Annotated in this window: 9 protein-coding genes; 7 read left to right on the plus strand and 2 right to left on the minus strand. The window is 62.4% G+C overall.

Translation table 11 applies throughout. The features are described from left to right. The first annotated feature begins 145 nt into the window (after positions 1 to 145). The 3 genes from xylF (at position 146) to LOY43_RS14190 (ending at position 4,004) form a co-directional block, all read left to right on the plus strand. Positions 146 to 1,147: a D-xylose ABC transporter substrate-binding protein gene (xylF, locus tag LOY43_RS14180; RefSeq protein ID WP_095048965.1), complete on the plus strand. Its 1,002-nt coding sequence runs from the start codon at positions 146 to 148 to the stop codon at positions 1,145 to 1,147. Positions 1,148 to 1,310: 163 nt separating this feature from the next. Then, positions 1,311 to 2,867: a D-xylose ABC transporter ATP-binding protein gene (gene xylG, locus LOY43_RS14185; RefSeq protein ID WP_258709899.1), complete on the plus strand. Its 1,557-nt coding sequence runs from the start codon at positions 1,311 to 1,313 to the stop codon at positions 2,865 to 2,867. Further along, on the plus strand, positions 2,868 to 4,004 hold the full coding sequence (locus tag LOY43_RS14190) for a sugar ABC transporter permease (RefSeq protein WP_007913196.1): 1,137 nt from the start codon (positions 2,868 to 2,870) through the stop codon (positions 4,002 to 4,004). Positions 4,005 to 4,014: 10 nt separating this feature from the next. Here LOY43_RS14190 and LOY43_RS14195 read toward each other — a convergent pair whose 3' ends face one another. Next, positions 4,015 to 4,938 carry a LysR family transcriptional regulator gene (locus LOY43_RS14195; protein WP_258709900.1) on the minus strand — a complete coding sequence of 308 codons (924 nt, stop codon included), beginning with the start codon at positions 4,936 to 4,938 and terminating at the stop codon, positions 4,015 to 4,017. A gap of 94 nt (positions 4,939 to 5,032) precedes the next feature. Further along, a complete protein-coding gene (locus LOY43_RS14200) occupies positions 5,033 to 6,232 on the minus strand; it encodes an MFS transporter (RefSeq protein WP_095048968.1) in 1,200 nt (399 codons plus the stop codon). 307 nt (positions 6,233 to 6,539) lie between these two features. Between LOY43_RS14200 and LOY43_RS14205 the strand changes: the two genes are divergently transcribed. The 4 genes from LOY43_RS14205 (at position 6,540) to LOY43_RS14220 (ending at position 11,792) form a co-directional block, all read left to right on the plus strand. Further along, positions 6,540 to 7,808: a c-type cytochrome gene (locus tag LOY43_RS14205; RefSeq protein WP_408980839.1), complete on the plus strand. Its 1,269-nt coding sequence runs from the start codon at positions 6,540 to 6,542 to the stop codon at positions 7,806 to 7,808. Next, complete coding sequence (locus LOY43_RS14210; protein ID WP_095125976.1) at positions 7,805 to 8,278, plus strand: (2Fe-2S)-binding protein; 474 nt, start codon at positions 7,805 to 7,807, stop codon at positions 8,276 to 8,278. The genes LOY43_RS14205 and LOY43_RS14210 overlap by 4 nt, the downstream gene beginning before the upstream one ends. Continuing rightward, positions 8,275 to 10,509, plus strand: coding sequence for a molybdopterin cofactor-binding domain-containing protein (locus LOY43_RS14215; RefSeq protein ID WP_258709902.1), 2,235 nt, complete (start codon positions 8,275 to 8,277; stop codon positions 10,507 to 10,509). Before LOY43_RS14210 ends, LOY43_RS14215 begins: the two co-directional genes overlap by 4 nt. A gap of 170 nt (positions 10,510 to 10,679) precedes the next feature. Next, positions 10,680 to 11,792 (plus strand): alkene reductase, encoded by a 1,113-nt coding sequence (locus tag LOY43_RS14220; RefSeq protein ID WP_258709903.1) that lies wholly within the window; start codon positions 10,680 to 10,682, stop codon positions 11,790 to 11,792. Positions 11,793 to 11,841: the final 49 nt, after the last annotated feature.

Here is an 11,841-nt window from a genome sequence, read left to right on the forward strand (position 1 = left end):
TACGAGAATCTGCCGGCGCTTTGACGCTGTGACAATTGCACGACAAATCTGTGCCTGCGGCGTCTGCGGATTCTCTACAGTTTTACCAGCCCGATACTCATCGTCAGGCCGTGTCTTTCCAACAACAATAAAAGGACGCCCCACTATGAAGAACGTAAAACGCACGCTGTTGGCCACTGCCCTGGCGCTGCTGTCACTGCCGGTGATGGCTGACGCTGCCCACCCGAAAATAGGTTTCTCCATTGATGACCTGCGCCTGGAACGCTGGTCGCGTGACCGTGATTACTTCGTCGCGGCGGCAGAAAAAATGGACGCCAAGGTCTTCGTGCAATCGGCCGATGCCAACGAGCAAAAGCAAATTTCCCAGATCGAAAACCTTATTTCCCGGGGCGTCGATGTCATCGTCATCGTGCCGTTCAACGCCACGGTGCTGACCAACGCGGTGGCCGAAGCGAAGAAAGCCGGGATCAAAGTTGTGTCCTATGATCGGCTCATTCTCAACGCTGATGTCGACGCCTACATTTCCTTCGATAACGAAAAGGTCGGCGAGATGCAGGCCCGCGGCGTGCTGAATGCCGCACCCAAGGGCAACTACTTTTTGCTCGGTGGTGCGCCCACCGACAACAACGCCAAGATCCTGCGTGAAGGCCAGATGAAAGTGCTGCAACCGGCCATCGACAAGGGTGATATCAAGATCGTCGGGCAGCAGTGGGTGAAGGAATGGAACCCGACCGAAGCGCTGAGCATTGTTGAAAACGCCCTGACCCGCAACGACAACAAAATCGACGGCATCGTTGCCTCCAACGACGCCACGGCGGGTGGTGCCATTCAGGCATTGGCGGCGCAGCAACTGGCCGGCAAGGTGCCGATTTCCGGGCAGGACGCCGACCTTGCTGCTGTCAAACGTGTGATCGCCGGCACGCAAACCATGACCGTTTACAAGCCGCTGAAACTCATCGCCTCCGAAGCGGCCAAGCTTTCGGTGCAACTGGCACGCAACGAAAAACCCGCCTTCAGCTCGCAGTACGACAACGGCAGCAAAAAAGTCGACACCATCCTGCTCACGCCAACCCCGCTGACCAAGGACAACATCGACCTGCTCGAACAGGACGGCTTCTACACCAAGGCGCAAATTGCCGGGAAGTGACCCCATCACAAATCCCCGGTTATACGAAAACCCTTGTGGGAGCGAGCCTGCTCGCGAATGCGCTGTGTCAGTCAACGAAGCATTGTCTGAACTGACGCTTCGCGAGCAGGCTCGCTCCCACAGGTTTCGTGGTGTGTGAGTCTTTGATATACGAGCCCTCTCCATGTCCGACTATCTGCTGCAAATGAACGGCATCGTCAAAACCTTCGACGGTGTCAAAGCGCTGAACGGCATCGACATCAAGGTCAGGCCCGGCGAGTGCGTTGGCCTGTGCGGCGAGAATGGCGCCGGCAAATCCACGCTGATGAAGATCCTCTCGGCGGTGTACCCGCACGGCGCCTGGGACGGTGAAATCCTCTGGGACGGGCAACCGCTCAGGGCGCAATCGATCAGCGAAACGGAAGCCGCCGGTATCGTCATCATTCACCAGGAACTGACGCTGGTGCCCGACCTGTCGGTGGCCGAAAACATTTTCATGGGCCACGAGCTGACACTACCCGGCGGACGGATGAATTACCCGGCGATGATTCACCGCGCCGAAGCGCTGATGCGCGAACTGAAAGTCCCCGACATGAACGTGTCGCTGCCGGTTTCGCAGTACGGAGGCGGCTATCAGCAATTGGTGGAAATCGCCAAGGCTCTGAACAAACAGGCCCGCCTGCTGATCCTCGACGAGCCATCATCGGCGTTGAGCCGTTCGGAAATCGAGGTGTTGCTGGATATCATCCGCGACCTCAAAGCCAAAGGCGTGGCCTGCGTCTACATCTCGCACAAGCTCGATGAAGTCGCCGCCGTGTGCGACACCATTTCGGTGATCCGCGACGGCGAACACATCGCCACCACCGCCATGGCCGACATGGATATTGCGCAGATCATCACGCAGATGGTCGGGCGGGAAATGAGCAACCTCTACCCCTCCGAGCCGCACGATATTGGCGAGGTGATTTTCGAGGCCCGGCACATTACCTGCTACGACGTCGACAACCCCAAGCGCAAACGGGTCGACGACGTTTCCTTCGTGCTCAAACGCGGCGAGATCCTTGGTATCGCCGGTCTGGTCGGTGCCGGCCGCACCGAACTGGTGACCGCGCTGTTCGGCGCCTACCCCGGTCGCCATGAGGGCGAAGTCTGGCTCGATGGGCATCCCATCGACACCCGCACGCCGCTCAAATCAATCCACGCCGGCCTGTGCCTGGTGCCGGAGGACCGCAAGCGCCAAGGCATCATTCCGGACCTGGGCGTTGGCCAGAACATCACCCTCGCCGTGCTGGACAACTACTCGAAACTGACCCGCATCGATGCCGAAGCCGAACTGGGCAGCATCGATAAGGAAATCTCGCGCCTGCACCTCAAAACCGCCAGCCCGTTCCTGCCGATCACCAGCCTCTCGGGGGGTAATCAACAAAAAGCCGTGCTGGCGAAGATGCTGCTGGCCAAACCCCGGGTGTTGATTCTCGACGAGCCGACCCGAGGCGTGGACGTCGGCGCCAAATACGAAATCTACAAGTTGATGGGCGCACTGGCCGCTGCCGGCGTGTCGATCATCATGGTCTCGTCGGAACTGGCCGAAGTGCTTGGCGTTTCCGACCGCGTGCTGGTGATCGGCGAAGGCCAGTTGCGTGGTGACTTCATCAACCATGAACTCACCCAGGAACAGGTACTCGCCGCCGCCCTCAGCCAGCCTGGCAGTCATAACAATAATGATCGGAAAACCGCGTAAATGAATCAGGTCAAACAACTGTTCACCCGCTACAAAATGCTCGCGCTGGTGTTTGCCGTGGTGCTGATCTGGCTGTTCTTCAGTTGGCAGACCGAAGGCGGATTCCTGACCCCGCGCAACCTCTCCAACCTGCTGCGGCAAATGTCGATTACCGGCATTCTTGCCTGCGGCATGGTGCTGGTGATCATCAGCGGCGAGATCGATTTGTCAGTCGGTTCATTACTCGGCCTGCTCGGTGGTCTCGCGGCGATTCTCGATGTTGTCTACCACATTCCGCTGCTGGCCAACCTCAGTCTGGTCGCCCTGTGTGGCCTGATGATCGGCCTCGCCAACGGCTACATGACGGCTTACCTGCGCATCCCCTCGTTCATTGTCGGACTCGGCGGCATGCTGGCGTTTCGCGGGATTCTGCTGGGGATTACCGGCGGCACGACCATCGCACCGGTATCGCCGGAGCTCGTTTACATCGGTCAGGGTTACCTGCCCCACGCGATCGGCACTGGCCTGGGCATTTTGCTGTTCGCGCTGACCGTGTTCCTGACCTGGAAACAGCGGCGCAATCGCGCCCTTCACGGCCTCGCGGCGCATTCGTTGGTGCGTGACGTCATCCGCGTATTGGTGATCGGCGCCGTGCTCGCCGGTTTCGTTCAGACGCTGAACAGCTATGACGGCATTCCCGTGCCGGTCTTGTTGTTGCTGATTCTGCTGGGCGTGTTCAGTTACGTCACCAGTCAGACCGTGTTCGGCCGGCGCGTCTATGCCGTGGGCAGCAATATGGAAGCGACGCGCCTGTCCGGGATCAATGTGCAGGCGGTGAAGCTGTGGATTTTCGGGATCATGGGCGTGATGTGCGCCCTCGCCGGCGTGGTCAACACCGCGCGCCTCGCCGCCGGTTCGCCCTCGGCCGGGAGCATGGGCGAACTCGACGCCATCGCCGCCTGCTTTATCGGCGGTACCTCCATGCGCGGCGGCTCCGGCACGGTGTACGGCGCCCTCCTCGGTGCGCTGGTCATCACCAGTCTGGATAACGGCATGTCGATGCTCGACGTCGACAGTTACTGGCAGATGATCGTCAAGGGCAGCATTCTGGTGTTGGCGGTTTGGGTGGATGTGAGTACGCGGACCGGGCGCCGTTGAGCCGCAGGCATCACGCAGCGGGCGTGGTCGCGGGCGTCGGGCTGAGAATTTCCATCAGGAAGTCGATAAACACATTGATCCGGCTGGACCCACGGTGATTGGGTAAATACAACGCGTTGATGCACGTGCTGGCGCTGCCGGGATTGACCTCGTACTGTTCAAGCAAGCGGGTCAGCCGGCCGGATGCGACGTCGTCGCGTACCAGCCAGTCAGCCAACAGCGTCACCCCGCCGCCGCCGATGGCGGCTTCGCGCAGGATGTCGGCATTATTACTTTGCAGCCGCCCGTGGACATTGAGCTGAATGGGCGCGTCTTCATTCTGAAAAGTCCAGTGCTGGTGGGTGGCGCCGTAATCGAAACGCAGGCATTGATGCTCCAGCAAATCCCGTGGGTGACAGAGCACTGCGCTACGCGCCAGATACGCCGGACTCGCTACCACCCAGCGTTCGAACTGCCCCACGCGTTTGCTGACGATGTCTTCACTGACCACCGACGATCCGAGCCGCACGGAAACATCGATCTGCTCGCTGAGCAGGTCGCTGACCTGATCGCTCAGCGACAGACTGATCTCAAGTCCCGGATGCCGCTCGAGCAAGCGGCTCAGGTGCGGCGCAATCAGGCGCCGGCCGAACTCCACCGGCACGCTGATGCGCAGACGGCCCTGCGCTTCGGCGCCACGATCGGCAACGACGGCATCGGCCTCGTCAATCGCGTCGAGAATCGCCACGGCTTTTTCGAAATAGGTCTGGCCGGCAACGGTCACGCTGGTGTTGCGCGTGGTGCGATTGAGCAGGCTCGCGCCCAGCTCGTGTTCCAGCCCCGCGACTTGCCGGGTCACTGACGACGTTGATATCCCGAGTTTGCGCGCTGCCGAGGAATAGCCCCCGCAGCGCACGGTTTCCACAAACATCTTCAGTGCCAGCAACTTGTCCATAAGCGGAGTCCGGTCGAAAGGGAACGCGGATGATTGTGCATCACTGTTCCCCCGTCGTCTTGTACCACCGTGCTTGCCCGCGCTCGCCGGTTGTTCAGACATCGGCCTGGCGACCCAGGAACAAGCCGAGCGCCAGCGCTGGCAACAGCGCCACCGCGACAGCGGACAGGTTCCAGCCGAAATGCTCGTACAACGGGCTTGCAACCAGCGACCCCAGCGCGCCGCCGACGAAAATACTGGTCATGTACACGGCGTTCAGGCGCGCACGGCTGTGGGGATCGAGGGCGTACACCTCACGCTGGCCGAGCACCATGTTCAATTGCACGGCGAAATCCAGCAGCACCGCGCACACCACCAACCAGACATAGCCGCTGCCCGGGAGCGCAGCGATCAGCAGCGAAACCGGCGCCAGCAGCAATGCGACCAGCGTGCCGCGACGACCATGCCCGGCATCGGCCAGACGTCCGGCAATCGGCGCGGCAATGGCACCCACCGCACCGACCAGCGCGAAGATCGCGACTTGTGCCTGAGTGAAGCCGTGGTGACGCATCAGTTCAATCGGTGCAAGGGTCCAGAACAGGCTGAAACTGGCAAACAGCAACCCTTGATACAGCGAGCGCTGACGCAACAGTGGATAGCGCCGGGCCAAGGCAAACACCGAACCGATCAACGCAGCATACGAAGCTTTATGCGTCGGCAGCCGACGCGGCAGCGCCACCGCAGTGATCAGCGCGATGACCGCCATCAGGGCCGCCGCGCTGTAAAACACCCCGCGCCAGCCGAACACTTCAACCAACAGGCTCGACAGTGGCCGCGACAACAGAATACCCAGCAGCAGACCGCTCATGATATTGCCGACGACGCGGCCACGACTGGCCTCGGGCGCCAGGTGTGCCGCCAACGGCACAAGGATCTGCACGGCCACCGAGGTCAGACCGATGAGTAAAGACAACAGCAGGAACATCGACGGTGAATGGGTCAGCCCGGCGCACAGCAATGTGACGCTCGCCGCCAGGGTGAAGCCGACCACCAGCCGACGGTTTTCCATCAGGTCGGCCAGTGGCACCAGCAGTAACAGGCCCAGTGCGTAGCCAAATTGCGTCAGCGAAACGATCAAGCTGGCATTGGCGCTGGACAGTCCGATCTGCGGTGCAATCAGTTCGACGATCGGCTGCGCGTAATAAAGATTGGCCACGACCGCGCCACAGCAAAATGCCAAGAACGCGACCATCAGGCCGGACAGTGAAGTTGGCTGTTCGGCATTCGCCGCAACGGCCGGATTGCCTGTGAGCATGATGACACCTCATTGAGTTCAGGAAAGTGCTGCCAAGGCTACGGCCCTGTGGCGATGCGCAGAATCCACGCGGCGGGCAACGCAGTGATGCGTCCGGCGCAACGGCGCAGGCGTTGCTTCTCGCGCAACGCGCTGTTGCGCGCGCCGCTGATTCTCCCGCGCAGACGGTTTCTCTACGCTTTGGCCTCTGGCGCTGTCGTCCCCAGCGGCGCCCTCCCCCGGCTGTTACAAGGAGCGTTGTCATGATCCGTATCCCATCCGTTCTGCCATTGCCTGCCGCGTTGTTCTCCGTCCCATGAACCGCCATTTGCTGAAGTCCAGAACGCTATGGATCAGCGTGGCAGTCATCGCTGTGCTCGGCCTGATCGGTGCCGTTTGGTTGATGTGGCGTCCGGCAATTACACCCATCGAGCGCCCGACGCTGTTCGATACTGCGCAATTGCAACGCGGGGCGCGGGTGGTCGAGGCCGGCGATTGTGCGGTCTGCCATACCCGCCCCGGCGGTGAATATCTGGCCGGCGGGCTGCCGCTGGTAACGCCGTTCGGCACGCTGTACAGCACCAACATCACCCCGGACGCTGAGACCGGTATCGGCCAATGGTCACTGCCGGCCTTCGAGCGGGCGATGCGTCAGGGCATTGCTCGCGATGGTCACTTGCTCTATCCGGCGTTCCCCTACGTGCACTACCGGCGCATGAGCGCAGCAGACATCGCCGACGCCTATGCCTACTTGATGAGCGGCCCCGCCGTGCACGCGCCGGCCGCGCAGAACCAGATGAATTTCCCGATGAATATTCGTCCGTTGGTGGCGTTCTGGAACCTGCTGTTCCTGCACGGTGAGCCACTGACGCCTCTGGCGGGACGTAGCGAGGCGTGGAATCGCGGGCGTTATCTGGTCGACGGCCCGGGCCATTGCGCCGGCTGCCATTCGCCGCTGAACCTGATCGGCGCGGAAAAGTCCTCGGCATACCTACAGGGCGGCAGCGTTGACGGCTGGCACGCGCCGGCGCTGGTCGGCATGGGCCAGCGCAGCAACCCGTGGAGTCGTGAGCAACTGGTCGGCTATCTGCGCGCTGAGATCGTTGATGGCCACGGCACACCCGCCGGGCCGATGCGTCCGGTCAGCTTGAGTCTGGCCCGCTTGCCCGCCAGTGAGGCCGAGGCGATTGCCGAATACCTGCTCAGTTTGGAAAACCCGCTTTCGGTGACAGAGACAACAGCGCAGCGCGCCGCCAATGCCCCGGCAGACCACTCGACCGGCGCCCTGCTCTTCAGCAGCGCCTGCGCCGGTTGCCATGGCCCAGCGGCGCCGATGCGCACCATCGATGGTCGCCCGGGGTTGCAAAACACCTCGGCGCTGCAAGCGGCCAGCTCGCGCAATTTCCTCAAAACCGTGCTTGAAGGCTTGCCCGCCACACCCGGATCGCCCGGTCCGCTGATGCCTGCATTCGCCGCCAGCCTCGACAACGCGCAACTCGGCGCACTGGCCGCGTATCTGCGTCAGCAAGCCAGCCCCGATCAACCGTGGGCCGACCTCTCTTCCACTATTGAAGCGTTACGTCAGGAGACGAAATGAGCCAGATCACTCTCAACGTCAACGGAGCCGCGCAAGCGCTTGAGCTGGAGCCGGACATGCCGCTGCTGTATGCGCTGCGCAATCACTTGAACCTCAACGGCGCCAAATACGGCTGCGGTCTCGGTCAGTGCGGCGCCTGCACGGTGATCGTCGATGATCAACCGGTGTTCGCCTGCCTGACGCCCTGCGCCGGTCTCGAAGGCAAAAAAATCCGCACCGTGGAAAGCCTCGGTAGCGCAGAAGATCCTGGCCCCCTGCAAGCGGCGTTCATTGAGAAACAGGCCGCGCAATGCGGTTACTGCATTGCCGGCATGCTGATGCGCGCGCAAGCGTTGCTTGAGCGTAATCGACACCCGGATGAGGCGACCATTCGCGAGCACATGGCTGGCAACCTGTGTCGCTGCGGTACGCACTTGCGCATCATCGAGGCGATCAAACAGGTGGCCGGGCACAACGGGAGCCTGACATGAGTGAGTCGAATGAATTGAATCCGAGCCGACGCGCCGTCCTGCGCGGTGGTGCGTTGCTGATGGCGTTCACCCTGCTGCCGGTCGCGCGGCGTGTGTTAGCGGATACGGAAGTCGATACGCTCGGCACCGTGGTCCTCGCCCCCGACCTGCCCGGAAGCCTGCGCACCAATCCGTTTCTCGACGCTTGGATCCGCATCGGCGCCGACGGCATTACCGTCTACACCGGCAAGGTCGAATTGGGCACCGGGGTGAAAACCGCGCTGCTGCAAATCGCCGCCGAACGTTTGCAGGTGCCGGCGTCCGCGATCAACCTACTCACCGCCGACACCGCGCTGACACCCAACGAAGGCTACACCGCCGGCAGCCACAGTATTTTCGACAGCGGTACCGCGTTGTATAACGCCGCCGCACAGGTACGCGAAATGCTCGTCGATGCCGCCGCGCGCAGTTGGCAGGTTGATGCAGCACTGCTGAGCACCCGCGACGCTGTGATCGAAGGCCCGGCCGGCCAGCAGATGAGTTACGCCGACGCGGTCAAGCATGTCGATGTGCATCAATATGCCAAGGCTCAGTCACCGGCGATGGCCGCCGCTGATTTCAAACTGATCGGCCATTCGTTGCCGCGCCTCGACATTCCGGCGAAGGTCAGCGGTGGTGCGGCCTTCGTCCAGGACATGCGCCTGCCGGGCATGCTGCATGCGCGGGTGATCCGCCCGCCTCGTCCGGGCTGCACGCTGCAAGCATTCGATGCGGCGTCCATCGAAGCGCTGGCTGGCGTGGTCAAGGTGATCCGCGACGGCAACTATCTGGCGGTGGTCGCCGGTGATGAGTGGCAAGCGATCAAAGCCATGCGCCGTGCCAGCGAAGTCGCGCAGTGGAGCAGCGGCGAGGCGATTCCCGAGGCGGCCGAGATTCATGGCCTGCTCAAACGCCTGCCCTCACGGCGCTATCCGATCAGCCACAGCGGCACGCCAAACGGCGCGGCCGACACGCGTTTTCAGGCGCGGGTCACCAAGCAATATCTGATGCACGGCTCGATCGGCCCGTCTTGCGCAGTCGCCTGGTTCAAGGACGGCACGCTCACCGTCTGGACCCACACCCAAGGCGTTTACCCGCTGCGCGCCGGCATTGCCGAAATGCTCGGCCTGCCACCTGAGCGGGTGCGCTGTATTCATACTGAAGGCTCAGGGTGTTACGGCCACAACGGCGCAGATGATGCCGCCGCCGATGCAGCATTGATTGCCCTGCGCGTGCCCGGTACGCCGGTGCGCGTGCAATGGATGCGCGAACAGGAAAATCTTTGGGAGCCGTATAGCTCGGCGATGGTCACCGAAGTCGACGCCGGCCTCAGCCAGGGCCGCCTGCAGGACTGGGCCTACGAACTCTGGACCACGCCGCACAACGAACGCATCGTCAACGCCGGGCGTCTGTTGCCGGCCCGCTTGCTCGCGCGCCCCTTCGCCTCGGCGCCCTCCGTGCCGATCGCCCAGCCCGAAGGCGATGGTGATCGCAACGCGGTGCCGCTGTACGAGTTGAACTCGACGCGCATCAACATGACCTTCGTCACCGAGATGCCCTTTCGCACCTCGGCCATGCGTTCGCTGGGTGCGCACATCAACATCTTCGCCATCGAGGCGAGTATCGACGAGCTGGCGATCCGGGCCGGCATCGACGCGGTCGCCTTGCGTCTGGCCCATCTCAGCGACCCGCGTGCTCGCGCGGTGGTGGAACGTGTGCGTGATGAGATCGGTTGGCCGCAAAAAAGCAACGAGCCCGGCGCCGGTATCGGTTTCGCCTTTGCCCGCTACAAAAACATCATGGGTTACTGCGCCATCGCGGTGAAACTTCGCGTGCATCCGCAGACTGGCGAGATCCGCATCGATCACGTGGTGACGGCGGTGGATGTCGGCCAGATCGTCAGCCCCGATGGCCTGCGCAATCAGGTCGAGGGCGGCATCGTGCAGTCCGCGAGCTGGACCCTGTACGAAAAAGTCGCCTACGACGCGGGGGGCATTCGCAGCTACGACTGGAGCGGTTATCCGATTCTGCGCTTCACGCAACTGCCGAAAAAAGTCGATGTGCATTTGCTCGACCAACCGGGAGAACCCTTCCTCGGTGCCGCTGAAATCGTTCAAGGGCCGATGGCCGCCGCCCTTGGCAACGCCGTCGCCAACGCCACTGGCCGGCGCTGGCTGAACCTACCGCTCACGCGCTCAAACCAATCCGACTGAGCCACGCCCGTGTTCATCGCTGATGAGCACGGGCGCCGTTGCGTTGCGCGCAAAACAGCGTAGCGCCGGTCGCCGATTATCAGCCCCGCTGAGCGCGGTTAAGTTAGCGGCACTGGTTCGCGGCCCCGCTGCCGCGCTTGAATTCCTTCAATTGAAATCTGGAGCTACCCATGACCCGTCGTCTGTTCCAACCCCTCGCACTCGGTCCTTACACCCTCGCCCATCGCGTGGCGATGGCGCCGTTGACGCGCTCACGCGCCGGCCAACCGGGCGATGTACCGACGCCGATGAACGCCGAGTACTACCGCCAGCGGGCCAGTGCCGCGCTGATCATCACCGAGGCCACACAAATCTCCCGGCAGGCTCAGGGTTACGCCTGGACGCCGGGCATCTACAGCCCCGAGCAGGTCCGCGCTTGGCGTGATGTCAGCGCGGCGGTGCATGAGGCCGGCGGCCTGATCTTCATGCAACTGTGGCACGTCGGCCGGGTGTCCCACCCCAGTTTTCAACCCGATGCTGGCCTGCCGGTTGCGCCCAGCGCGCTGCCGGTGCCGGGCAAGACGTTTATCGTCGACGAAAACGGTAACGGTGTCTGGGGTGATGTGCCGGTGCCGCGCGCGCTGGAAACCGCGGAAATCGCCGGCATCGTCGAGGACTACCGCGTGGCCGCGCGCAACGCATTGCAGGCAGGCATGGACGGTGTAGAGATTCATGCCGGCAACGGTTACCTGCTCGACCAGTTTCTTAACAGCAACAGCAACCAGCGTGACGATGCCTATGGCGGCAGCGTGGAGAACCGCGCGCGGTTTCTGCTGGAAGTGGTCGCGGCCGTGGCTGAAGAAGTCGGTGCCGAACGGGTCGGCGTACGCCTGACGCCGATGGGGCGCTTCATGGGCATGGGCGATGACACCCCGGAGGCAACCTTCGGCCACCTCGTCGAAGCGCTCAATCATTGGAATCTGGCCTACCTGCACCTGGTCGAGCCGGCGATGGTCGGCACAGTCAAAGACGAGAACTTCGACCCGCGCTGGGACGCGATCATTGCCCTGTTGCGCAAGACCTGGAACGGCGTGCTGATCCTGGCCGGCGGCTACGATGCGCAATCTGCCGAACAGGCGCTGATTGCCGATCGTGCCGACATCATCGCGTTTGGCCGGCCGTTCCTGGCCAACCCGGACTTGCCGCGTCGGCTGCACGATGGCCTGGCGCTCAACGTGCCGGATCCGAGCAGCTTCTTTGGCGGGGATAAGCGTGGCTACATCGATTATCCATTTCATGCCTGAGCAGAAGCAGACCACCCACCTCTCATGATGTGTAAATCCAAGCAGGGGC

It is taken from the genome of Pseudomonas sp. B21-041, assembly GCF_024748675.1.
GTDB classification, from domain to species: Bacteria; Pseudomonadota; Gammaproteobacteria; order Pseudomonadales; family Pseudomonadaceae; genus Aquipseudomonas; species Aquipseudomonas neuropathica.